Below are 23,828 nucleotides of genomic sequence, written 5' to 3'. Positions count from 1 at the left end.
TTGTGCGTGCATCGATTGAAGGCAAGAACGCGCACCCAGTTGTCCGGGTGCCGCTTCCCCCGCGATCCTAGCGCCGCATCAGATAGGCCAGCAGCAGTTCCGTGTTCATCTGGACGATCTCGCTGCGCTCGCTCGCCGAGCTGAAATCGCGGCCGAGCGTCGCTTCGAGCGTGAAGCGGTTCGACACAATGTAGTAGCCCATCCCCGACAACGTCACATAGAAGCGCAGCGGATCGACGTTCGTGCGAAACAGTCCTGCGCGCTGGCCGCGTTCGAGAATACTTCCAAGCGTTGCAACGATGGGCGAGATCATTTCGCGAATGCGCGTCGATTTCTGCATGTAGCGTGCCTCATGCAGGTTCTCGTTGTTCACGAGCCGGAGCAGTTCGGGATGATCGCGGTAGTAGTCCCAGACGAAATGCGCAAGACGCGTGATCGCCTCAACGGGCGCAACGCCGTTCAGATCAAGCAGGCGCTCAGCTTCGTTGAGCGCGCTGAACGCGTGCTCCAGGACGGCGGTGAATAGCTGCTCCTTGCTACCGAAGTAGTAATAGAGCATGCGCTCATTGGTTTCCGCGCGGCGGGCGATCTGGTCGACGCGAGCGCCGAACAACCCACCATTTGCAAACTCCTCGGCCGCCGCGAGCAGGATGCGGCGACGGGTGCCTTCAGGATCTCTTTTGATTTTCGGCTGATTCATGGTGGCATCATGCTTCGTGAGCCGCGTTATCCGAATCGTGCCGCCGGCCTTCTCCTCGGCCATGCACCGACAGCACAAACGGGCGCGCCATGTTGGGGGAACACCCTTCTGCGGTCTTTCGAAAAAGCGCTTCGATTATGGCACATGGTTTGCGAAGCACAATCAGGAAAATCGGCGATAATGCCTCATTTAGCGGATGCCTCGCCGCGCAAGCAGCGCAGATCCTGCTCCGCACTGCCGCCGCAGCCGGCATACCCCCAAGACTGGCAGCCGGCAAGCCCCGAAGTCCTGACCGTGACCGATTCCAGAACACTAGCCGATCGCATCGAAGATCTGCTCCCCCAGACACAATGCACGAAATGCGGCTACCAAGGCTGCCGCCCCTACGCCGAGGCGATCGCCCACGGCGAGGCGAACTATAACCAGTGCCCGCCAGGCGGCGCCGAAGGGGTTGAGCGCCTCGCCAGGCTGCTCGGCAAAGCGGTCATCCCGCTCAATCCCGACAATGGCGTCGAACGTGTCCGCCCGGTGGCCGTCATCGACGAAAGCCTCTGTATCGGCTGCACGCTGTGCATACAGGCATGCCCGGTCGATGCGATTGTCGGCGCCCCGAAGCAGATGCACACCGTCGTTGGAAAGCTGTGCACCGGCTGTGACCTTTGCGTCGCGCCCTGCCCAGTCGACTGTATCGCGATGGTGCCCGTCACCGGCGGATTAACCGGTTGGGACGCGTGGTCGCAGGAACAGGCGGACGCGGCCCGCCAACGTTATGAACGCCGCAACGCCCGGCTCACGCGCGAGCGCGAGGCGGCCGAAGCGCGCGCAGCGGCACGCCGTGCCGCCGGCGTGGGAGTGGGCTCCGGAGCAGGCGCGCCGGCCACCGCTGCCGCCGACACGAGCGCTGCCAGCTCATCCGCCGACGACCCTGAAGCGAAGAAACGCGCCATTATCCAGGCCGCACTCGAACGGGCGCGCAAGAAGAAAGAAGCGCTTTCCGCGCAAGGCCAGGGTCCGCAGAATACGCAGCAGGTGAGCGCCGAGGTACAGGCGCAGATCGACGCCGCTGAAGCACGGCGTCGCCGCCTTGGCATCGCGCCGGAGGCAACGGATGGGGAAGCAGGGCCATCCACGCAGGAAGGCGCCGGCAGTGCCGACGATACCCACTCAACCCATTCCTGAGCGCCGCGCATGAACGCGAACAAACGCCGCGCCATCTACGAAACGCTGCAAAGCCTCAACCCGCATCCGACGACCGAGCTCGAATACACGACACCGTTCGAACTGCTGATCGCGGTGATGCTGTCGGCGCAGGCCACCGACGTATCGGTGAACAAAGCGATGCGCAGGATGTTTCCGATCGCCAACACGCCGCAGAAGATCCTCGAACTCGGCGAGGAAGGCGTCGCCGATTACATCAAGACGGTCGGGCTCTACCGGACCAAGGCGAAGAACGTCGTCGCCACCTGCCGCATCCTGCTCGAGCAGTATGGCGGTAAGGTTCCGGCTGATCGCGAGGCGCTGGAGGGTCTGCCCGGCGTCGGCCGCAAGACAGCGAATGTCGTGCTGAACACGGCGTTCGGCCATCCGACGATCGCCGTCGATACGCACATCTTTCGGGTTGCCAATCGAACGGGGCTTGCGCCAGGCAAGGACGTGCGCGCCGTCGAAATCGCACTGGAAAAATTCACGCCCGCCGAGTTCCTGCAGGATGCCCATCATTGGCTGATCCTGCATGGCCGCTATGTCTGCAAGGCTCGCCGGCCCGAATGCTGGCACTGCGTGATCGAGCCGTTGTGCGAGTTCAAACAGAAAACACCGCCGCCGGACCTTTGACTGGCGTCCGCCCGGGTGAGTCCCGCTCTGCGGCACACCTAAGTCCGCCGCGCGGCGTCACACCGCCCAGATGCCGCCAGCGGGCCTTGTCCGCCCGGCGTAAAATGACGGCTTGCCGTTGCGGACCGCCAGTCTCTCCGCCTCCCACTTCCCCGATCCAGCCCACGATGTTCAATCCCAGCCGCGACGAAGTCCGACGTTTTTTCACCGACACCTGGCGCAAACAACGCGAGGGCGAAATCCTCACGCCGCTCGAAGCGATTGCCGCCGACTGGATCGTCGAGCATCCCGAATATCACGCGGATCTGTCGGACACCGAGGCCGCGACGGCGCAGGACTATTCGCCCGAGAGCGGACAAACGAACCCGTTCCTGCATCTCTCCATGCATCTGGCGATCAGCGAACAGCTCTCTATCGACCAGCCGCCGGGCATCCGTGCTGCTCATGAGCGTCTCGCCAGCCGCCTCGGTTCGACCCACGACGCGCAGCACGCAATCATGGACTGCCTCGGCGAAACCCTCTGGGAAGCTCAACGCACCGGCACACCACCGGACACGGACGCCTATCTCGCCCGCATTGAACGCCGCGCGTCACGGGACTGAGCAAGCCGCAGGTGCCGCGAGCCACAGGCCTCATGGCGCCACAATCGGCAAGCCCCCACGCACCACTTGCCTGAAAACAGAACACCCCGCCGTAGCGGGGTGTTCGTTTTGTGCCAACCAGTCACGCCAGGCGTGCTTACTTCTTCTGCACGAGATCGCCATCGATCGATTCGATATAGGCTGCGATGTCCTTCATGTCGCCTTGCGACAGGCTCTGCACCTGCGCCTGCATGATCGCGTTGTTGCGACCGAGGTGCGGGTTGCCGGTGCCCATCTGATACTGGCGCAACGCCCAGTAGACGTAATCGGCATGCTGGCCCGCGAGCTTCGGATATTCCGGGCTCACCGGCTTGTTGAGGTTCGGGCCGTGGCAGGCCGCGCAGTTATGGCTGTCGGCGAGCACCTTGCCGTTGGACGCATCGGCTGCGTGCGCGACATTCGACGCGACGAAACCAGCGAAAACGACCGACGCGCACGCAGCCTTGAACACCGTGTGGAGTGCCTGATGGGGCTTCTTCATGAATTCTCCTATCCCGCGAATTGAATGAGCTGGTGACCGACGCCGATCACTTGTCGGGATTGTTCTTCGAAGAGGACGTCTGCGTCGCGTAGTACGCTGCGATGTCGGCGATGTCCTGATCGGACAGCGACGCCGCAACGGCGTGCATCGATTCGAAATGGCGGTCGCCCTTCCGGTAGGCGCGCAGCGCGCTTTCGAGGTATGGCGCATTCTGGCCGCCCAGCATCGGCACCCGGTAGACCTCCGGATACGCCGTGCGGTAGCCGGGAATGCCGTGGCAGCCAATACACATCGCGACCTTGCCCTGGCCCGCCTTCGCGTTGCCAACGACATCCGCCGCCTGCGCGCTGGCCGCAAAGCCTGCGAGCGCCGACAGCGCTGCGATCACGAGGTGTTTGCCGACGATTCTGTTCATAGGTTGTAACCTGGCATGAGGGGAAACGGGCGCCCAAAAAGGCAGCGGCCTGCGCCGTTATTCTTGTAAAGGAGCCACGCAGGCCAAAAAAATCGCGCTAATTGTACCGCGACGCCGCGCCGGACGTCCACCGGGCGGGCGCGAGCGCCCGGTGCAACGCGTTTATACCACCGTGCTGCCCACCATCGTCGCACGCGGCGCGGCGCGGATCACAGCACGGCCTACACCCTACGCGAGCCCGTTTCGGGCAGAAAGGGCTTCTGACTTATACTGGGATTTTTCCGGGAGAGCAGTTCGCCATGCGTTTCGAAGGCTCATCGCAGTACGTCGCCACCGACGACCTCAAGCTCGCGGTCAATGCCGCGATGACGCTCAAACGGCCGCTGCTCATCAAGGGCGAGCCCGGCACGGGCAAAACGATGCTCGCGGAAGAAGTCGCGGCAGCGCTCGGCATGCCGCTTCTGCAGTGGCACATCAAGTCCACCACGAAGGCGCAGCAGGGCCTCTACGAGTATGACGCGGTCTCGCGCCTGCGCGACTCGCAGCTCGGCGACGAGCGCGTGAAAGACATCCGCAACTACATCGTCAAAGGCGTGCTGTGGCAGGCCTTCGAGTCCGACCAGCAGGTCGTGCTGCTGATCGACGAGATCGACAAGGCCGACATCGAATTCCCGAACGACCTGTTGCGCGAACTCGACCGCATGGAATTCTACGTGTACGAGACGCGCGAACTCGTGAAAGCGAAACAGCGCCCGCTCGTGATCATCACGTCGAACAACGAGAAGGAACTGCCGGATGCGTTCCTGCGCCGCTGCTTCTTCCACTACATCCGGTTCCCCGATGCGCAGACGATGGAGCAGATCGTCGAGGTCCACTATCCGGGCATCAAGAAGGCGCTGCTGGCTGCCGCGCTGCAGAGCTTCTTCGAACTGCGCAACGTGTCGGGCCTGAAGAAGAAGCCGTCGACGTCGGAACTGCTCGACTGGCTGAAGCTCCTGCTCGCGGAAGACATTCCCCCAGAAGCCCTGCGTTCGGCGGATCACAAGCAGATCATCCCGCCGCTGCATGGCGCGCTCCTGAAGAACGAACAGGACGTGAGCCTCTTCGAGCGGCTCATTTTCATGAACCGCAACAACCGCTAGACGGCCGATGACAGGCTGCGACAGAATGTCGCGCCCTCCGCCTTGCGCGGGAACCGGCACCGCATCCGCAACAGACAACACGCGCACGGAAACCGCTACATGAGCCGCTGGATAGAGCCCGTTACCCTGAAGGGCCAATACGTCAGCCTCGAACCGCTGACCCTCGATCACGAGCAGGCCATCGCCGCGGCCGCCGCCGACGGCGAACTGTGGAATCTCTGGTACACGAGCGTGCCGGCGCCGGGCACCGAGCGCGCATGGATCGAAGCAGCGCTCGCGATGCGCGACAACCTCGGCGCGCAACCCTTCGTCGTGCGCGACGTCGTGTCGGGCGACATCGTCGGCTCGACGCGCATGTTCAATGTCGAGGCGGCGCATCGCCGGCTCGAGATCGGTCATACGTGGTACGCGAAGCGCGTGCAGCGCACGCCGCTCAATACCGAAGCCAAGCTGCTGCTGCTCACGCACGCCTTCGAATCGCTGCGCGCAATCGCTGTCGAGTTCCGCACGCATTTCATGAACCAGCAGTCGCGCACCGCGATCGCGCGGCTCGGTGCGAAGCAGGACGGCATCCTGCGCAATCACCAGATCGGCAAGGATGGCGTGTTGCGCGACACCGTGGTGTTCTCGATCATCGAATCGGAATGGCCGGCGGTGCGCGCCAACCTGAAGTACATGCTGGGGCGTTGATCCGCCCGTCGACGCGCTTATCGAAAGCGCACATTCAGTCACGCGCACACGCGACCAGCAAACCGGACGAAGCGGGACGAAAGCGGGACGAGATCCGCAGAGGCACCACAGAGGAAACAGCATGTTGATCGACTTCTTCTATTCGCTGCGCGCCGCGAAACTGCCGGTTTCGGTGAAGGAATACCTGACGCTGCTCGAAGCGCTGAAGGCGAACGTGATCGCGCCGTCGCTCGATGAGTTCTATTACCTCGCGCGCCTCACGCTCGTGAAGGACGAGCAGTACTTCGACCGCTTCGACCAGGCTTTCGGCGAGTATTTCCGCGGCGTCGAAGGCAAGTCGGAGCTTGCGCTCGACGTGCCGCTCGACTGGCTGAAAAAGAAGCTGCAGCGCGACCTGTCGCCCGAAGAGAAAGCGCAGATCGAAGCGATGGGCGGCCTCGACAAGCTGATGGAGCGCCTGAAGGAACGCTTCGAGGAACAGAAAGGCCGCCACGAAGGCGGCAACAAATGGATCGGCACGGGCGGCACGTCGCCATTCGGCAATGGCGGCTACAACCCGGAAGGCATTCGCATCGGCGGCGAAGCGTCAGGCAACCGTACGGCCGTCAAGGTGTGGGAAGCACGCGCGTACCGCGACTACGACGATCAGATCGAGATCGGCACGCGCAACATCAAGGTCGCGTTGCGCCGCCTGCGCCGTTTCGCGCGCGAAGGCGCGGCCGAAGAACTCGATCTGCCCGACACGATCCGCAGCACTGCCGCGAACGCCGGCTGGCTCGACCTGAAGATGGTCCCCGAGCGGCACAACAATGTGAAGGTGCTGATGCTGCTCGACGTCGGCGGATCGATGGACGATCACGTCAAGCGCACCGAAGAGCTTTTCTCCGCGACGAAGGCCGAGTTCAAGCATCTCGAGTTCTATTACTTCCACAACTGCGTGTACGACTTCCTGTGGAAACACAACCGGCGCCGCCATGCCGAGCGCACGCCGACGTGGGACGTGCTGCACAAGTTCACGCCCGACTACAAGCTTATCCTGGTCGGCGACGCGACAATGAGCCCGTACGAAGTCGTGCAGGCCGGCGGGTCGGTCGAATACAACAACGCGGAGCCGGGCGCCGTGTGGCTGCGGCGCCTCGCCGATCAGTTTCCGCACCATGCGTGGCTGAATCCCGAGCCGGAGGGCCTGTGGGAATACCGGCAATCGGTGTCGATCATCCGTGAACTGCTCGGTCACCGGATGTATCCGCTCACCCTCGCCGGTCTCGAAGCCGCGATGCGCATGCTCAGCAAATAGCGCGCCATACCTCAATTACAACTCAAACCTTCGAAAGAACCGCATGACGCAGTCTCCTATGCCTGAACTGTCCCCTTCCGCGGCACGTCCCGCGCGGCTCAGGCCCTTTGCCGATACCTCCGTGTCCGCGGTCGTCGCGGGCTTTGTCGCGATGATGACCGGCTACACCAGCTCGCTGGTGCTGATGTTCCAGGCCGGTCAGGCCGCGCATCTGAGCGACGCGCAGATCTCGTCGTGGATCTGGGCGCTGTCGATTGGCATGGCGCTCACCACCATTGGCCTGTCGCTGAAGTTTCGTGCGCCGATCGTGATCGCCTGGTCGACGCCGGGGGCCGCGTTGCTCGTCGCGTCTCTGCCGCATGTGGCCTACCCTGAGGCAATCGGCGCGTTCATCGTCTGCGCGTTGCTGCTGACCGTCGTCGGCCTGACCGGCTGGTTCGATACGCTGATGAGGAAGATTCCCGCGGGCATCGCGTCCGCACTGCTGGCAGGCATCCTGTTCGAGATCGGCATCGAGATCTTCCGCGCGGCGCAGTTCCAGACGGCGCTCGTGCTGGCGATGTTCTTCACCTACCTCGTCATCAAGCGCTTCGCGCCGCGCTATGCGATCGTGACGACGCTCGTGGTGGGCGCGGCGGTGGCCGGCGTGCTGGGGCTCCTCGACTTCGGCCGCTTTCACGTCGCGCTCGCGCGCCCGGTCCTGACGATGCCGGCGTTTTCCCTCGCCGCGATCATCAGTATCGGGATTCCGCTCTTCGTCGTCGCGATGGCATCGCAGAACGTGCCCGGCATCGCCGTGCTGCGTGCGGACGGCTATACGACGCCCTCCGCGCCGCTGATCGCAACGACGGGCATCGCCTCGCTGATCCTCGCGCCTTTTGGCTCGCACGGGATCAACCTGGCGGCCATCACCGCGGCCATCTGCACCGGTCCTGAAGCCCATGAAGACCGCTCGAAGCGCTATACCGCGGCTGTCTGGTGTGGCACCTTCTACCTGATCGCCGGCATTTTCGGCGCGACAATCGCGGCACTGTTTGCTTCGCTGCCCAAGGCGCTGGTGGTGTCGGTCGCGGCGCTCGCGCTGTTCGGCTCGATCATGAGCGGCCTCGCCAACGCCATGCAGGACGTGAAGCAGCGCGAAGCGGCGCTCGTCACGTTCATGGTGACGGCCTCCGGACTTACGCTGCTGTCGATCGGCTCCGCGTTCTGGGGGCTGGTAGCCGGCGTGCTGACCCAGTTCGTGCTGACCGCCCGCCGCGCGTGAGCCGGCAGGCGCGAACGGAATGCCGGTGCGACATTGTCAAAACCGCATCATCCGATCCGCCATAGAATAGAAGTATCGGTCGGCGCTTTACGGCAGGCTTGCGTAAGCGTCGCATCTGAGCGGCTGCCGCCAGCGCCACCAGCGGCAGTCTCATCTTTCCCTGGACCACGGCGCGTGTGCGCCCAGAAGGCTCGACATGACTACCGCACTCGATCAGCTCAAGCAATACACGACTGTCGTCGCCGACACCGGCGACTTCCAGCAACTCGCCCAGTACAAGCCGCGGGACGCGACCACCAATCCGTCGCTGATCCTCAAGGCCGTGCAGAAGGACGACTATCGTCCGCTGCTCGAGAAAACCGTACGCGATCACGCGTCGAAACCTGTCGCCGCGATCATCGATCAGTTGCTGATCGCGTTCGGCACCGAAATTCTCAAGATCATTCCGGGCCGCGTATCCACCGAAGTTGACGCGCGCCTGTCGTTCGACACGCAGGCGTCGATCGCCAAGGCCCATGAACTGATCGGCTTCTACAAGGCCGCCGGCATCGAACGCGAACGCGTGCTGATCAAGCTCGCCTCGACATGGGAAGGCATCCGCGCCGCCGAAGTCCTGCAAAAAGACGGCATCAAATGCAACATGACGTTGCTGTTCTCGCTTGCCCAGGCCGCCGCCTGCGCCGAAGCGGGCGCGCAGCTGATTTCGCCGTTCGTCGGGCGCATCTACGACTGGTACAAGAAGAGCGCCGGCGCCAACTGGGACGAGGCGAAAGACGGCGGCGCGAACGATCCGGGCGTGCAGTCGGTGCGCCGCATTTACGCGTACTACAAAAAGTTCGGCTACCCGACCGAAGTGATGGGCGCGAGCTTCCGCACCACCACGCAGATCACCGAACTGGCCGGCTGCGACCTGCTGACGATCAGTCCCGACCTGCTGCAGAAGCTGCAGGACAGCACGGAAACGGTTGAACGCAAGCTATCGCCTGAGCTCGGCAAGAGCGCCGACATCAAGAAAGTGCCGGTCGACGAGTCGTCGTTCCGCTTCCAGGTCAACGACGAGGCGATGGCGACCGAAAAGCTCGCCGAAGGCATCCGCGCGTTCGCGGCCGACGCCGTCAAGCTCGAAAAACTGATCGAAGGTCTGCGGTAGCCCCCGCAGGCACTTCGCCGATCCGCGCGTGGCCGCCCGGCCACGCGCGCCGTTCTTTGCGCTGTTTTTCCCTCACTCCCGCGCCGCCTGAGCCTTTCCGCCCCCTCTTCGCGGACCTTCACACGTCGTCACAATTTGCGCGGCTGCAACGCCTACAATCGTCTGCACAGTCACGTCCCGACCTGCCGCATTGCGGCAAGGGGGTCAGCGGCACCCCGCCCGCGTGACGCATACCAGGAGATGACAATGCAAGTCCAGCCATATGTATTTTTCAACGGCCGTTGCGAAGAGGCGCTGACGTTCTATCGAGAGAAACTCGGCGCCGAGGTGTTGTTCCAGATGCGCTTCAAGGACGCGCCGCCCTCGAACGAACACCCCGTCGCGCCGGGCACGGAAGACAAGATCATGCACGCCACGCTGCGGATCGGCACGACCGAACTGATGGCTTCCGACGGCGACTGCAAGGCCCAGGCCACTCCGTATGCCGGCTTCAGCCTGTCGCTCACCGCCGACGACGCCGCCTCCGGCGAAAAGCTGTTCAACGCGCTGGCCGACGGCGGCAAGATTACGTTGCCATGGCAAGCCACCTTCTGGAGCAAAGGGTTCGGCATGGTCGCGGACCGGTTTGGCGTCCAGTGGATGGTGACGATTCCGCACGAAGCGAGTCCGCAGTGAGGCAGTGATCAAGCGTCGCGGTGACCCAGGCCGTGCCCTACCCGAGCGCCAGCACCCGCGAGTGCTGCTCGATGTTCCACTGCGACTCCGTTTCCAGCAATAGCGCGCGCAACCGGTCCACCTGTTCGGCGATCCGCAGGCCCAGCCAGTACGGCCCCTGCAGACCGGCAGGCAGACCGGCCGCAAGCGCAGGATCGGGCTCCTTCAGCGCCGACGCTTCCGGAATCCGGAACCGCGTCGCGCCCGCGAAACGCAGGGCGCGCGCCATCGCGAGCAGGGTCGCGCGCACCGTCCGCACCTCGATCCCGCATTGCCGCGCAAAGGCTTCGCGCCCGGCGGCATCGAGATGCGCGAGCGCGCCCGTCGCCATCAACTCGATCGCACTCAGGAGCGCCCGGTGCAACCGTTGAATCTCTTCAAGCCGCGTCTGCGGCACGTCGATTTCCTTTGCTACCGACGGGATCAATGAGCGCAACTGCACCAGCCGCGCGCTCAGCACCAGATAGATTTTCAACTGCTCGTCGGCGTTGAACGGCTTGCCACTCAGCATCCGCGCGTAGGCCCGTGCGCACGCGCGCAGGTTGTCGGCGAGCAGGTAGCGCCATGAATAGGTCGCGTGCAGGGGTAGCGCGAACGAAAACGCCAGCGCAACCACGATCCCGATCATCACGTTCAGCGTGCGCCAGAGACCGGTGTCGATCAGGTTGTCGCCGTGACCGGCGACGATACACATCGTGATCGCCGTCAGGAGCGCGATGTAGCCCGGCTTGCCGATCGCGAACCACGCGCAGATGGCGGCCACCACCGACATCAGCAGATAGGTGAGCGGCAGCGAGCCGATCAGGTCGCGCTGCAGGATCATCACGAGCCCGATGGTCGCGCCCAGCATCGTCCCGAGCGCCCGCTCGGCGGCCTTTTTGCGGATGTTGCCGTGATGTTGCAAGCCGCCGATGACGACCAGCAGCGTCACCGACGCCCAGATGCCGTGCGGAATATTGATCCCGGTCGTCGCGAGTATCGATACCAGCATCGCGAGCCCGACCCGCAGGCTGTGAAAGAGCCTGGCGTGCCGATACCGGTAGTAAGGCGAAACGATCACGCGCGCCATTCGCCCCGGGCGTCCAAAGCGCGTGCGACGTGGCGGAAGGCGGTCGGAATCGGCACTGGCCATGCTGACGGAGCGGTCTGATTGATTCGGCGAGACTTCAGTATCGCCCACCAGAAACAGAAACGCCCGCGACTTTCGTCGCGGGCGTCCGTTTCGATGCCAATGACCAACGCGCCACGCGCGTCTTTCGATCAGCTTTCAACGACATCCAGATAGTCTTCCGGACGCGTGCGGTCTTCCGCGCGCGCCATGCCGAAGGCACGCACCAGCAGGCTCACGACGACCGCCACCACCAGGTTCACGATCAGCGACCAGACCGCCGCATAGCCCGGAATCCCCATACCGCCGATATGGATCGTATAGATCGAGCTGGCGAGCTTCAGCGAGACCGCCATCCAGGTGCCGGTCGCAATGCCCACCGCCCAGCCGATCAGGAGGCCGCGATAGTCGAGCACCCGCGTGAAGAGCCCCAGCACGATAGCCGGCAGCGTCTGGATGATCCAGATCCCGCCGAGCAGTTGCAGCTGGATCGCGTACGTGAGCGGCAGGCCCAGAATGAACGCCACCGCCCCGACCTTCACGATGAGCGACACCAGTTTCGCGATGTTCGTCTCCTGCTCGTGCGTCATGTTGCGATTGACGAACTCCTTGTGGATGTTGCGCGTGTACAGGTTAGCTGCCGCAATCGACATGATCGCCGCCGGCACCAGCGCCCCGATGCCGATCGCCGCAAACGCGACGCCGACGAACCACGACGGGAAGAAGTGCAGGAACAGCGCAGGCACGGCGAAGTTCGGACCGAACGCCTTGAAGTACGGCGCGAATTCCGGCATGTCCTTGACGCCTGCCGCGAGCGCCATGAAACCAAGCAGTGCGAGCAGACCCAGCACCAGCGAATAAGCCGGCAGCATGGCCATGTTGCGGCGGATCGTGTTGCCCGATTTCGACGACAGGATGGCCGTGACCGAGTGCGGATACAGGAACAGTGCCAGCGCCGAGCCAATCGCGAGTGTGGCGTAGGCGCTATAGCCGTTCAGGCTCGAGACGTCCGGCGACTTCAGCAGCAGTTTGGCCGGCGGCACCGCACCGAAGATATGGCCGAAGCCGCCCAGCTGCGGCGGAATCACGATAATGGCGGCAGCAATCGTGATGTAGATCAGCAGGTCCTTGACGACGGCGATCATCGCAGGCGCGCGCAGACCCGACGTGTACGTGTACGCGGCCAGAATCGCGAACGCGATGATGAGCGGCAGATCACCGACGAACCCGGTCGTGTCGAAGCCGAGCGCGCCGATCACCACTTCGATACCCACCAGTTGCAGCGCGATGTACGGCATCGTGGCGACAATGCCGGTCACGGCGATCGCGAGCGCGAGCATGCGGCTGCCATAGCGCGCACTGACGAAGTCGGCCGAGGTCACGTAGCCGTGACGCTTCGCGATGCTCCATAGCTTCGGAAACACGACGAACGCAAACGGGTAGATCAGGATCGTGTACGGAAGCGCGAAGAAGCCGGTTGCGCCCGCACCGAACACGAGAGCCGGCACGGCGATGAACGTGTACGCGGTGTAGAGGTCGCCGCCGAGCAGGAACCAGGTCACGATGGTGCCGAAGCGCCGGCCGCCGAGGCCCCACTCTTCCAGATGCGCGAGGTCGCCGCGCCGCCAGTGCGCCGCGACGAAACCGAGGATCGTGACACCGATAAAGAAGAGGACGAAGACAAAGGTTGCGGTAGCGTTCATCGCGCGCCCCCTTGCAAACCGCTACCCGTCGGGCGCTGTTTGGTCTTGAAGTAGACGACGGCCGTGATGACCGCGCTGATCAGCACCCACGCCAGCTGATACCAGTAGAAGAACGGGAAATCGAACAGTTGCGGTTCGATCCTGTTGTAGGACGGCACCCAGATCATCGCGATCCAGGGAAGTACCAATAACCACAGCCAGTATTTGCTGGCCTTGCTGGCGTCGGCGTCGTGAGCCATGACGTCTCCTCTTTACTTTTATTGAATTGTCACCCGTGTTCGACGGGTACCGGCCCCGGAGGCGGATAGCCCACGGGCACCCCGAAAGCTTCGAAAGAGTATAGGAGCCGCGAACCTGTGGTCAAGCGGGGGTGACCCCAAGCAGGCTGGGCTTGTCAAGAGAGGAACACCTGTGATTGCGGACGTACAGGGGCGGCAGAGGGCCGCGTCCGCTGCGCGACGGATCTTCCGATGAGTTGCGTGAGGCTCTCATGCGAAGCAGTCGAATGTGAAATGGCCGCGGCGGCATCGATGCCGTCGCGGCCATGTCTTCCGTCAGCAGACGCGCCTGAAATGCGCCTGCGCTGCGGATTCTCAGATGGAGAACGAACCCGTGTTCTGGCCGGTCGATTCCTGCAAGCCCTTGATCCACTTGCGGGCGGGCAGGCCAAGCTGCGCTTCGATCAGCTTCGCGCGCTGTTGCAGCGTCGCGAACGGCACGTTCAGCGTCGGACCCGAGAACGCGACCGCGACGCGATTGCCGTCATGCACTTCCGGCAACGCAAAGACACGGCCGTCGAACGCTTCGTTCAGCCGTTTCATGTTGCGCACGAAGCTCGGATGATCGCCGAACAGGTTGACCGTCACGATGCCTGCATGGGTCAGGCACGCACGCACCGCGCGATAGAACGCCACGCTGTCGAGCACCGGACCGCGCGCCGTCGCGTCATAGACATCGATCTGCAGTGCGCCGATCGTGCCGTGATTCGTCCGGTTGTTGACGAAGTCCCATGCGTCCGCTTCGTGTACGGTGAGCCGCGCGTCGTCTGCCGGCAGTTCGAACATCGTCCGCGCGGCGACCACGACGGCCGGGTTCAGCTCCACCGCCTCGATCTTCGCGCCCTTGAGGAAGCGGTGCGCGAACTTCGTCAGCGCTGCGGCGCCGAGGCCGAGCTGCACAATGCGCTTCGGCGTTTCGAGGAACAGCAGCCACGCCATCATCTGCTGGGCGTATTCGAGCTCGATGTGCTGCGGCTTCCTCAGGCGCATGGCGCCCTGCACCCATTCGGTGCCGAAGTGGAGATAGCGAACGCCACCCTCTTCCGAGAACGTGACAGGTGCAAAACGCGGCTTGCGCGGCGCTTCAATGAGCGGAGCGTCGTCGAGGTCTTCGTCCAGTGCGCGCTTTGTCGTGCGCGTCATTTTCTGCTTCGAGCCAGCGGATTCAGCCTGTTTGCTGCGGAAGGCACGCGCCTCGGCAGAAGCGCGCTTGATGAGTTTCGTCATGTAAGGATGTCGCGCCAGAGACGCAATTTTTGGTCGAACGAGAGCATAGCATTCGCCGGACTCGACGAAGGCAATACGAGGGTGGTGTAACCCGCTTCGGCGATGACCGGCGCAAAGCGGCCAGCCGTCTTGCCGTTGAAGCAGACCTTGTTGAGCATCGGAGCATGGGCGCGCAGCGAAGCGAAATCGTTGGGTGTCGAGTTGCGGATCGCCACGTCGAGACTGCCTTCGCGCTCGCATGCCGCAAGCACGTCCCAGATGCCGATGCCATGCGTCAACAGGCGATCGAGGCGCGCATGATACGGCAGCTCGACAAGCGGCTCCTCGAGGACCGCGGCGAGCAACCGCCAGAACTGGTTGCGCGGATGCGCATAGTACTGCGTCGCGGCAAGCGACGCCTCGCCCGGGAAGCTGCCCAGAACCAGCGTATGCGTGTCGGCGCCGACGACGGGAGGAAAGCCGCACAGCATCAGCGAGGCGCCTCGTCGCCAGAGCGCGCAACGGCATGCTGATGGGCACGCGATGTGGTGTGTTCGAGCGGTCGCCCATGTTCGCGCGGGTGGATGCGCGGCGCCTCATGTGCGCGGGTCGTCACGCGCGATTGCAGAGCCAGATGCGCCCACAGTGCGGGCAGCATGCACTCGGTGACCATCAACGGCGCGCCATGTCGCTCGAACACGGAACGGCGCGCGACAAACGCATGCGGCAGGCCGCCATCGATCTCACGCGCAGCGAGCCGGTAGAGCGGATGCCGCGCCGTGAGCCTGCGGCTCACGAGCGCCGAGCGTGCGACACTGCTATCGCTGTAGAGCAACTCGGCAAGCGGACGATTGCGCAGACGGCGCATCGCTTGCCAGACGCCGACGCTTGCGGCAAGTGGCGCAATGCTGTGGGCAGCAACGAAGGGCGTGCCGTCGACGGAAAGCACGACTTCGCGAACCCATACGGGTGAACGGGGTGCCACGCGCAGCGCCGCATGTTCGTCGGCCCAGGGATCAGCGACGATTTCGCGGGTGACACGCACGCTGACCGCGCCAAGCGTGGCCAGATGCGCGGTCAGCGAACCGCCGCGCGTGAGCCAGTCCTTTTGATCGCGGGTGAAGCCGGGCATGGGCGCGACGCACCAGTGCGCGTCGGCGGCATCGAGACGGATAAGCATGGCTCGCATTATAAGATGCGCGCGGCAGGCGCTGCCGCGAAGTGTCCCTGCGCTCACGGCGGGTGGTGACGAGTGCCAGCAAACGCGACGTAGAAGCCGGCCGCAGCCTGACGGTCGATCCCGGTCATTTTTAAAAATTGACGATCAACCGTTGAAAACTTTTATTTCGCATTACATACTATTTTTAGCGTTATAAATCATGACGCTATCACCTTCACCACAATCATGAAAACCTACAGGAAATCAGAAATTGGCTACAAATCTAAAGGAAACGTCAGATCGAATTGCACATCTTGCCGCCGTGGTTCTGGCCCGACACGCTTCATCTCACCTTGAGAAGGAACTGGCCGGCTCGGCGCTTGCGCAACACCACACGTCGAAGCAGACCAGCGCCGCGATCGGCAGCCTGGCCGCGCGCGTGCTGAACGATTTGCACGCGAGCGGGGCTGCGAAGGAACTGGCAGGTTCCGTTCTCGCGCAGATCAGACCGTTGCACGAGCCTCAGCGCGAGCGTTAACGCCCGCTCCATCCCGACAGCCAGAGTCAACAGACGCAAGCTGCGGGCAAAAAAATGCGCTGCCAAAGCAGCGCATTTCTACAACCGGCAAGCTCTCTGGCTCGAGCCTGCTACGTCAGGCGCCTCGTGCCAGCAGCAACGCATTGGTCCGCTTCACGAAGCTCGCCGGATCTTCCAGCGCGCCACCTTCTGCGAGCAGCGCCTGATCGAACAGCAGATGGCACCAGTCATCGAAGTTCGCGCTATCCGTGTGCAGCCCCTTTACCAGCGCATGCTCCGGATTCACTTCGAGAATCGGATGCGACGCCGGCGCCTGCTGGCCTGCCGCCTTCAGCATGCGCTGCAGGTAGCCGCTCATATCGCCCTCGTCGGCGACGAGGCATGACGGCGAGTCCGTCAGACGGAACGTCAGACGCACATCCTTCGCCTTGTCCTTGAGCGCTTCCTTCATCCGCTCGACGAGCGGCTTCAGTTCTTCGCCGACCTTCTCCTGAGACGCTTTCTCTTCGTCGTTCAACGCGCCGAGATCGAGGTCGCCACGCGCGACGCTTTGCAGCGGCTTGCCGTCAAACTCATTGAGGAACGACAGCATCCACTCATCGACGCGGTCCGTCAGCAGCAGCACTTCGACGCCCTTCTTGCGGAACACTTCGAGGTGCGGGCTGTGCGTCGCGGCCTGCCAGGTGTCGGCGGTCACGTAGTAGATCTTCGTCTGCTCGGGCTTCATCCGCGCGACGTAGTCGGCGAGCGAGACAGTCTGCTCAGCCGAGTCGTTGTGCGTCGATGCAAAGCGGATCAGCTTCGCGATGCGCTCGCGGTTCGAGAAGTCTTCGCCGACGCCTTCTTTCAGCACCTGGCCGAATTCCGTCCAGAACGTCGCGTACTTTGCCTTGTCGGCATCGTTATCCGAATTCGCGAGCTCTTCGAGCATCGACAGCGCGCGCTTCGTCACGCCTTCGCGGATCGCCTTCACGTCGCGGCTCTCCTGCAGGATTTCGCGCGACACGTTGAGCGGCAGGTCGCTCGAATCGACCACGCCCTTCACGAAACGCAGATAAGCGGGCAGCAGCTGCTCGGCGTCGTCCATGATAAAGACGCGCTTCACGTACAGCTTCAGGCCGCCTCGATGATCGCGATTCCACATGTCGAACGGCGCGTGCGACGGCACGTACAGCAGCTGCGTATATTCGCTGCGGCCTTCGACACGGTTATGCGTCCACGTCAGCGGATCCTGATGATCGTGCGAGAGATGCTGGTAGAACTGGGTGTACTGCTCGTCGGTGATGTCGCTCTTCGCACGCGTCCACAGGGCGCTCGCCTGATTGACGGTCTCGTCTTCGTCCTTCGTGACCATCTCGCTCTTTTCGGCGTCCCACTCTTCCTTCTTCATCAGGATCGGCAGTGCAACGTGATCCGAATACTTGTGGATGATCGACTTGAGCTTGTAGGTCGACAGCAGTTCGTCTTCGTCGGCGCGCAGATGCAGCGTGATCGTCGTGCCGCGTTGCGCACGCTCGATCGTGTCCACGGAGAAATCGCCTTCGCCCGTGCTTTCCCAGCGCACGCCTTCGCTCGCCGCCAGGCCGGCGCGGCGCGTTTCAACGGTGATGCGGTCGGCGACGATAAAGCCCGAATAGAAGCCGACGCCGAACTGGCCGATCAGCGCCGCATCTTTCTGCTGGTCGCCGGAGAGCTTGCCGAAGAATTCCTTCGTGCCCGAGCGCGCAATCGTGCCGAGGTGCGCAACTGCTTCGTCGCGGCTCATGCCGATACCGTTGTCGTCGATGCTGATGGTGCGCGCCGCCTTGTCGTACGACACGCGGATACGCAGATTCGGATCGTTTTCGTACAGCGCACTGTTTTCGATCGCTTCGAAGCGCAGCTTGTCAGCAGCGTCCGATGCGTTGGAAATCAGTTCGCGAAGAAAGATTTCCTTGTTGCTGTACAGCGAATGGATCATCAGGTTCAGGAGCTGTTTGACTTCTGCCTGAAAGCTCATGGTTTCTTGTGCCATGGTCGGATTTCCTCTCTGTTACCAGGTTGTTCGGAACGGGCGCTAAAGTGGCCACGAGCGCTGCACTCGCCGGCCCGGCGCACGCGGCAGGCGCGGTGCCGGGCGGCGCTTTTTGCAACACCGGGCACACATCGGCCACGCGGAGGGCCAGCGGGGCAAAGCGGTCGGCGCTCTAGCTGGGGCCGATTGCGGCCGTTTCAAGAGGCACGCCGCGCGACACTGTCAAGGTAGCGGCACAAAAACGCGGACAGCGCCGGATCGGCGCAGTTCGCAATATTGAAGCGCATCCACGTGGTCGGCGACTGCTGGGGCGAAAAGAGGCTCCCCGGCGTCAGCAGAAAGCCTTCCTCGTGGCCGGCGGCGGCAAAGACGTCGGCGTCGACGCCGGTGTCGGCCCACAGGAACATGCCCGCGCCCGGCGCGAAAAACACCTTCATGCCGGCCTTCTCGAGCATCCGCGCGGACTTGTCGCGCACGCCGTCGAGGCGCGCGCGCAGGCGCTCGACGTGGCGCCGGTAATGCCCTTCGGTCAGGATCCGGTACAGCACGCGCTCGTTGAGTTCAGGCGTCGTCATGCCGACCAGCATCTTCTGGTCCGTGATCGCCTTCGCCACCTCCGGCGCGCACGCAATGAAGCCGACTCGCAGATTCGCCGCCAGCGTCTTCGAAAAGCTGCCGAGATAAATCACGCGCTTCAGCTGATCGAGGCTCGCGACACGCGTCGCCGGATAGCCGGGTGGGCAAAGATCGCCGTAGATATCGTCTTCGACGACGATGAAATCGTGTTCCTCCGCGAGGCGCAGGATGCGGAAGGCCTGCGCTGCGGTCAGCGACGTGCCCGTCGGGTTCTGAAGCACTGAATTAATCACGAGCATTTTTGGCCGCCACATCTGGATCAGTTGCTCCAGCGCGTCGAGATCCGGCCCATCCGGCGTGTACGGCATGCCGACAAGCCGCGCGCCTTGCGATGCGAAGCGGCCGAACATCTGGAACCACGCCGGGTCGCCGACGATCACCGCATCGCCCGGTTGCACGTAGATACGCGAAATGAGATCGATGGCCTGGGTAATCCCGGAGACCATCACGATCTGGTCCGGCGAAGCGCCGATCTCCAGTTCCTCGAGCCGCGTCTGCAACTGCTGACGCAACGGCAGAAAGCCTTGCGGCGTGCCGAAGCCGAGCATCTGCGCGCCGCTTTGCCGGCCAAGCGCACGCAGCGCGCCGGTGATCAGTTCGCCGTCCAGCCAGCGGCTCGGCAGATAGCCGAGGCCCGGGCCCTTTTCCGGGCGCGTCGACGTGTGCAGCATGTTGCGCAGCAGCCACACGACGTCGATCGTGCTGGGCGCCGGCGCCGCTTCCGGGACGACGCGACGCTCGCCCGGCATCGGCCCGCCGAGCCGCTCGCGCACAAAAAAGCCCGACCCGCGCCGCGAATCCAGATAACCCTGCGCCACGAGCCGCTCGTAGGCCTCGACCACCGTGAAACGCGAGACACCCTTGTCGAGGGCGAGCTTGCGGATCGATGGCATGCGCATGCCGGGGCGAAACACGCGCTCCTCGATGCGCCGTCGTGCCCACTGGACAAGCTGGTCGACGAGGGTCAGCGAGGACGCATCGTGCGGCGCGGGGATCTGGTCGAGCGGAACGGACATGGCGTGCTCCAACTGTACTGAAAAGTATCGAGCCGATTGTACCGTTACTGTGCTGGTTGCAACCATTAAATTAGGTCCAGTGACGTGCGCTACGGTGCCCTCATAGCCGGCTGGTTCTGGCCCTCGGCCCGCCGATCCGGGGCCGATTCCGACGACAAGGCGCGGCGCATGATCCGGCGGCCTGGCAAGAGGTTATGCTAACGGCCCCGGTACAGTTGCCCGACAGCGTGCAGGCGTACCGGTCGTCCGCAGAAAACTGTCTCCTTTCGTTCCGCCATGACCGCTCAAAAGCTGCCCCTCGATCATCTCGTGATCACCGCCCGCACCCTCGACGAGGGCACCCAGTACGTCGCCGACACGCTCGGCGTCGCGCCGGCCGGCGGCGGTGCGCATCCGCTGATGCGCACGCACAACCGGCTGCTGAACCTGTGGGGCGGTGTCTATCTCGAGGTGATCGCGATCGATCCGGACGCTCAGGCCCAGGCCGCCTCCGGCGCGACGGGCACAGAGCCACGCCCACGCCTCTTCGCGCTCGACGAACCGGCAACGCACGAGCGTCTCGCCGACGGCCCTTATCTGTCGCACTGGGTAGCGCGAGTCGAACGGCCGAAAAATCTCGTGCGCTGGCAGGAACAGTATCCGGAGCGGATCGCGCCGGTGGTGCCAATGAGCCGCGGCGATTTCACCTGGGGGTTGACCGTGCCGGCCGACGGCGCATTCCCGGCGTGGCAAGGCGCAGGCGACGGCATCGTGCCTTCGCTGATCCAGTGGGACACGCCCCGCCATCCGTCGGAGGTGTTGCCGGAAACGGGGCTCGCGCTGAAGTCGCTCAGGGGTTTCCACCCGCAGGCGGATGTCGTCGGAGCACAACTCGAGTGGCTCGGCGTCGCGCATCTGATCACGCTGGGCATGACGGCAGACGCTCCATCGCTCGTCGCCGAATTCGAAACACCCGCGGGTTTGCGCACGCTCAAGTAACGTTCGGCGCAGCCCGATACCTGTTGATACGCATAACCAGCAACATCTGGAGAGACACCCTGCAATGAAACCGCGCGAATCCCAAGGCATGCTGCTTGGCCTCATCGGCGTTGTGATCTTCAGCCTGACGTTACCGATGACCCGCATTGTCGTCGCCGAGTTTCATCCGCTGTTAAACGGTCTTGGGCGTGCGCTCGTCGCCTCGATTCCCGCCGCCGCGCTGCTCGCCTGGCGTCGCGAGCGCTGGCCGAGCTGGCCGCAGGTGAAGAGCCTCGCGGTCGTTTCGCTCGGCGTGATCATCGCGTTTCCGGTGTTCTCCGCGTGGTCGATGAAGACGGTGCCGGCCTCGCATGGCGCCGTCGTCAACGGCCTGCAGCCCCTGTGCGTCGCGCTCTATGCGGCCTGGCTGTCGCACGAACGGCCGTCGAAGGCGTTCTGGGCCAGCGCGATCGCAGGTAGCGCGATCGTCGTCGCGTTCGCGCTGCAGTCGGGCGGCGGCTCGCTGCGGGCCGGCGATGCCCTGATGCTGGTCGCGGTCGGCATCGGCGCACTCGGCTATGCAGAAGGCGCGCGGCTCGCGCGCGAGATCGGCGGCTGGCAGGTGATCTGCTGGGCGCTCGTGCTGTCTGCGCCGTTCCTTGTGATACCCGTCGGCTGGCTCGGCTGGGAGCATCATGTGCAGCATCCGGGCCCCGTCGCCATGAAGACGTGGCTCGCCTTCGGCTACGTCACGCTGTTCTCGCAGTTCATCGGCTTTTTCGCCTGGTATGCGGGCCTGGCGATGGGCGGCACTGCACGCGTCGGCCAGGTGCAGCTGCTGCAGATCTTCTTCACGATGGCGTTTTCCGCACTCTTTTTCGGCGAGACCGTCGCGGCGTCGACCTGGGTCTTCGCCGCTGCCGTGATCGCCACTGTCATGCTCGGCCGCAGTGCGACTGTGCGCGTCGCGCCGCTGCCCACGCGCGCCGCATGACAAGACGCGCGATAATCAAAGTTTTGACCGACCCACTATCAGCAACAGCAGTCGAGGAGACTATGGACCAAAGCGACCTTCAAGCCCCTACGTGGCAACTTTCCGAACGCGCACGCAAGCTCACGAGCTCGGCGATTCGCGAGATCCTGAAGGTCACCGAACGGCCTGAAGTCATTTCGTTTGCCGGCGGCCTGCCGTCGCCAGCCACGTTCCCGGCCGAACGGATGCGCGAAGCGTCCGACCGCATCCTGCGCGATTCGCCCGCCGCGGCGTTGCAATACAGCGCAACCGAGGGCTACCTGCCGCTGCGCGAATGGATCGCCGCACGCTATTCGGTAAACGGCGCGCAGATCCGCCCGACCCAGGTGCTGGTCACGACCGGCTCGCAGCAGGCGCTCGACCTGCTCGGCAAGGTGCTGATCTGCCCGCAAAGCCCGGTGCTCGTCGAAACGCCGACGTACCTCGGCGCGCTGCAATCGTTCTCGATGTACGAGCCGCACTACGTGCAGGTGCCCACTGACGACAACGGGCTGATCCCCGAAGCGCTCACACCCGAACTCACCGCTGGCGCGCGGCTTCTCTACGCACAACCGAACTTCCAGAATCCGACGGGCCGGCGTCTGCCGGTCGAACGCCGCCGCGCGCTGGCTGCGCGGGCGTTGACCGCGCCCTTCCCGATCATCGAAGACGATCCGTACGGCGCGCTCGACTACGCGGGCGAACCGCTGCCGACGATGCTGTCGATGGCGCCCGATCACATCGTGCACCTCGGTTCGTTCTCGAAGGTACTGGCGCCGGGTCTGCGGATCGGCTACATCATTGCGCCCGAGGAACTGCACTTCAAGCTGGTGCAGGCCAAGCAGGCGACGGATCTGCACACGCCGAGCTTTACGCAGCGCATCGTCCATGAAGTGGTGAAGGACGGCTTCCTGGACACCCACGTGCCGACGATCCGCTCGCTCTACCGAGACCAGTGCGCAGCGATGCTGGCGGCGCTCGAACGCTGCATGCCCGAAGGTGTCAGCTGGAACCGCCCGGAAGGCGGCATGTTCGTGTGGGTATCCCTGCCCCCGCAGATCGACAGCATGAAGCTGCTGGAAGAAGCGGTCGCGCAGAACGTCGCGTTCGTGCCGGGCGGCCCGTTCTTCGCGAGCGAGGCGCAGCACAACACGTTGCGACTGTCGTTCGTGACCGTCCCCCCCGCGAAGATCGACGAAGGCATCGCGAAGCTTGCCGCGCTGATCCGCGCGCGGGTCTGAGCGCGCGACACGACGCGCGTTGTGGTGTGCATGTGAGGTTAAAGGATGAACCTCAACGCACGCCCATTACCGGATTAACTCAACCTCAAAGGACACGTGATGGCTCAAGCAAATGTGTATGACCGGCTCAAAGAACTCGGCATCGAACTGCCCCAGGCAGGCGCCCCCGCAGCCGCTTATGTGATGAGTGCGCAAAGCGGCAAGACGGTTTATCTGTCGGGCCATATTGCGAAGAAGGACGGCAAGGTGTGGGCCGGCAAGCTCGGTGACGCTCTGACGACCGAAGAAGGCAAGGCTGCCGCGCGCTCGATCGCGATCGATCTGCTCGCTACGTTGCATACCCATGTCGGCGATCTGAACCGCGTGACGCGGATCGTCAAGCTGATGAGCCTCGTCAATTCGACGCTCGACTTCACCGAACAGCATATCGTGACGAATGGCGCATCTGAACTGGTCGCTGATGTTTTCGGTGAACGGGGCAAGCACGCGCGATCCGCTTTTGGTGTTGCGCAGATCCCGCTCGGCGCATGCGTCGAGATTGAAATGATTGCTGAAGTAGAGTGATAGCGGCTCTGGCTTGAGGGCCTGCTTCAGGCTTCTGTCGCCAGGTCCGCCTAACGCGCCGCAGTCGAG

25 protein-coding genes are annotated in these 23,828 nt (G+C 63.7%); 14 read left to right on the top strand and 11 right to left on the bottom strand.

All coding sequences use genetic code 11. The features are described from left to right. Nucleotides 1–67: 67 nt before the first annotated feature. Nucleotides 68–700 carry a TetR/AcrR family transcriptional regulator gene (locus P3T23_RS28130; protein ID WP_133660358.1) on the bottom strand — a complete coding sequence of 211 codons (633 nt, stop codon included), beginning with the start codon at nt 698–700 and terminating at the stop codon, nt 68–70. 294 nt (nt 701–994) lie between these two features. On the opposite strand from P3T23_RS28130, the gene rsxB reads away from it, so the two are divergent. The 3 genes from rsxB (at nt 995) to P3T23_RS28115 (ending at nt 3,135) form a co-directional block, all read left to right on the top strand. After that, entirely contained in the window at nt 995–1,879 is an 885-nt protein-coding gene (gene rsxB, locus P3T23_RS28125; protein ID WP_429319369.1) for an electron transport complex subunit RsxB, read from the top strand. Nucleotides 1,880–1,888: 9 nt separating this feature from the next. Then, nucleotides 1,889–2,533 carry an endonuclease III gene (gene nth, locus P3T23_RS28120; RefSeq protein ID WP_429319368.1) on the top strand — a complete coding sequence of 215 codons (645 nt, stop codon included), beginning with the start codon at nt 1,889–1,891 and terminating at the stop codon, nt 2,531–2,533. Between the two features lie 167 nt (nt 2,534–2,700). After that, the gene (locus P3T23_RS28115) at nt 2,701–3,135 is read left to right on the top strand and encodes a DUF1841 family protein (protein WP_429319367.1); all 435 of its coding nucleotides are present in this window, start codon (nt 2,701–2,703) and stop codon (nt 3,133–3,135) included. Nucleotides 3,136–3,271: 136 nt separating this feature from the next. Here the strand turns inward: P3T23_RS28115 and P3T23_RS28110 are convergent, their stop codons facing one another. Together P3T23_RS28110 and P3T23_RS28105 are read right to left on the bottom strand one after the other, a co-directional pair. Beyond that, nucleotides 3,272–3,655, bottom strand: coding sequence for a c-type cytochrome (locus P3T23_RS28110; RefSeq protein WP_133660362.1), 384 nt, complete (start codon nt 3,653–3,655; stop codon nt 3,272–3,274). Nucleotides 3,656–3,701: 46 nt separating this feature from the next. After that, nucleotides 3,702–4,070, bottom strand: a complete 369-nt coding sequence (locus tag P3T23_RS28105) for a c-type cytochrome (RefSeq protein WP_429319366.1) — start codon at nt 4,068–4,070, stop codon at nt 3,702–3,704. A gap of 299 nt (nt 4,071–4,369) precedes the next feature. On the opposite strand from P3T23_RS28105, the gene P3T23_RS28100 reads away from it, so the two are divergent. The 6 genes from P3T23_RS28100 to yjdN all read left to right on the top strand — a co-directional run bounded on the left by P3T23_RS28100 (nt 4,370) and on the right by yjdN (nt 10,288). Next, a complete protein-coding gene (locus P3T23_RS28100; protein WP_429319365.1) occupies nt 4,370–5,212 on the top strand; it encodes an AAA family ATPase in 843 nt (280 codons plus the stop codon). A 99-nt stretch (nt 5,213–5,311) separates the two neighbouring features. Beyond that, entirely contained in the window at nt 5,312–5,902 is a 591-nt protein-coding gene (locus P3T23_RS28095) for a GNAT family N-acetyltransferase (RefSeq protein WP_429319364.1), read from the top strand. Nucleotides 5,903–6,023: 121 nt separating this feature from the next. Then, nucleotides 6,024–7,199 carry a vWA domain-containing protein gene (locus tag P3T23_RS28090; protein ID WP_429319363.1) on the top strand — a complete coding sequence of 392 codons (1,176 nt, stop codon included), beginning with the start codon at nt 6,024–6,026 and terminating at the stop codon, nt 7,197–7,199. A 58-nt stretch (nt 7,200–7,257) separates the two neighbouring features. Continuing rightward, entirely contained in the window at nt 7,258–8,463 is a 1,206-nt protein-coding gene (locus tag P3T23_RS28085; RefSeq protein WP_429319467.1) for a benzoate/H(+) symporter BenE family transporter, read from the top strand. A 196-nt stretch (nt 8,464–8,659) separates the two neighbouring features. After that, nucleotides 8,660–9,613 (top strand): transaldolase, encoded by a 954-nt coding sequence (tal, locus tag P3T23_RS28080; protein ID WP_429319362.1) that lies wholly within the window; start codon nt 8,660–8,662, stop codon nt 9,611–9,613. Nucleotides 9,614–9,859: 246 nt separating this feature from the next. Further along, entirely contained in the window at nt 9,860–10,288 is a 429-nt protein-coding gene (gene yjdN / locus P3T23_RS28075; protein WP_429319361.1) for a VOC family metalloprotein YjdN, read from the top strand. A 37-nt stretch (nt 10,289–10,325) separates the two neighbouring features. On the opposite strand, the gene P3T23_RS28070 is transcribed toward yjdN, so the two are convergent. The 6 genes from P3T23_RS28070 to P3T23_RS28045 form a co-directional block, all read right to left on the bottom strand. Beyond that, on the bottom strand, nt 10,326–11,459 hold the full coding sequence (locus P3T23_RS28070) for an FUSC family protein (protein WP_429319360.1): 1,134 nt from the start codon (nt 11,457–11,459) through the stop codon (nt 10,326–10,328). A gap of 128 nt (nt 11,460–11,587) precedes the next feature. Next, nucleotides 11,588–13,138 carry a monocarboxylate uptake permease MctP gene (mctP, locus tag P3T23_RS28065; protein ID WP_429319359.1) on the bottom strand — a complete coding sequence of 517 codons (1,551 nt, stop codon included), beginning with the start codon at nt 13,136–13,138 and terminating at the stop codon, nt 11,588–11,590. Further along, complete coding sequence (locus tag P3T23_RS28060) at nt 13,135–13,377, bottom strand: DUF3311 domain-containing protein (protein ID WP_429319358.1); 243 nt, start codon at nt 13,375–13,377, stop codon at nt 13,135–13,137. The genes mctP and P3T23_RS28060 overlap by 4 nt, the downstream gene beginning before the upstream one ends. Nucleotides 13,378–13,731: 354 nt before the next feature. Then, on the bottom strand, nt 13,732–14,643 hold the full coding sequence (locus tag P3T23_RS28055) for a spermidine synthase (protein ID WP_429319357.1): 912 nt from the start codon (nt 14,641–14,643) through the stop codon (nt 13,732–13,734). Further along, nucleotides 14,640–15,113 (bottom strand): DNA-deoxyinosine glycosylase, encoded by a 474-nt coding sequence (locus tag P3T23_RS28050; RefSeq protein WP_429319356.1) that lies wholly within the window; start codon nt 15,111–15,113, stop codon nt 14,640–14,642. The genes P3T23_RS28055 and P3T23_RS28050 overlap by 4 nt, the downstream gene beginning before the upstream one ends. Continuing rightward, entirely contained in the window at nt 15,113–15,802 is a 690-nt protein-coding gene (locus P3T23_RS28045) for a chorismate--pyruvate lyase family protein (RefSeq protein WP_429319466.1), read from the bottom strand. The genes P3T23_RS28050 and P3T23_RS28045 overlap by 1 nt, the downstream gene beginning before the upstream one ends. A gap of 250 nt (nt 15,803–16,052) precedes the next feature. Here P3T23_RS28045 and P3T23_RS28040 point away from each other — a divergent pair, with 250 nt between their 5' ends. After that, nucleotides 16,053–16,319 carry a hypothetical protein gene (locus tag P3T23_RS28040; protein ID WP_429319355.1) on the top strand — a complete coding sequence of 89 codons (267 nt, stop codon included), beginning with the start codon at nt 16,053–16,055 and terminating at the stop codon, nt 16,317–16,319. A 115-nt stretch (nt 16,320–16,434) separates the two neighbouring features. Here the strand turns inward: P3T23_RS28040 and htpG are convergent, their stop codons facing one another. Together htpG and P3T23_RS28030 are read right to left on the bottom strand one after the other, a co-directional pair. Continuing rightward, the gene (gene htpG / locus P3T23_RS28035; protein WP_429319354.1) at nt 16,435–18,333 is read right to left on the bottom strand and encodes a molecular chaperone HtpG; all 1,899 of its coding nucleotides are present in this window, start codon (nt 18,331–18,333) and stop codon (nt 16,435–16,437) included. A 197-nt stretch (nt 18,334–18,530) separates the two neighbouring features. Beyond that, nucleotides 18,531–19,985: a PLP-dependent aminotransferase family protein gene (locus P3T23_RS28030; protein ID WP_429319353.1), complete on the bottom strand. Its 1,455-nt coding sequence runs from the start codon at nt 19,983–19,985 to the stop codon at nt 18,531–18,533. 276 nt (nt 19,986–20,261) lie between these two features. Between P3T23_RS28030 and P3T23_RS28025 the strand changes: the two genes are divergently transcribed. From P3T23_RS28025 to P3T23_RS28010, 4 genes are all read left to right on the top strand, one after another. Beyond that, complete coding sequence (locus tag P3T23_RS28025) at nt 20,262–20,963, top strand: VOC family protein (protein ID WP_429319352.1); 702 nt, start codon at nt 20,262–20,264, stop codon at nt 20,961–20,963. Nucleotides 20,964–21,027: 64 nt separating this feature from the next. Continuing rightward, a complete protein-coding gene (locus P3T23_RS28020; protein WP_429319351.1) occupies nt 21,028–21,936 on the top strand; it encodes a DMT family transporter in 909 nt (302 codons plus the stop codon). A 62-nt stretch (nt 21,937–21,998) separates the two neighbouring features. Then, nucleotides 21,999–23,195, top strand: a complete 1,197-nt coding sequence (locus P3T23_RS28015) for a PLP-dependent aminotransferase family protein (protein ID WP_429319350.1) — start codon at nt 21,999–22,001, stop codon at nt 23,193–23,195. A 99-nt stretch (nt 23,196–23,294) separates the two neighbouring features. Continuing rightward, nucleotides 23,295–23,759, top strand: a complete 465-nt coding sequence (locus tag P3T23_RS28010) for a RidA family protein (RefSeq protein ID WP_429319349.1) — start codon at nt 23,295–23,297, stop codon at nt 23,757–23,759. Nucleotides 23,760–23,828: the final 69 nt, after the last annotated feature.

The organism is Paraburkholderia sp. GAS448 (assembly GCF_050435685.1).
In the GTDB taxonomy this organism is placed as follows: domain Bacteria; phylum Pseudomonadota; class Gammaproteobacteria; order Burkholderiales; family Burkholderiaceae; genus Paraburkholderia.
This window is presented reverse-complemented; position numbering and strand designations above follow the sequence as displayed.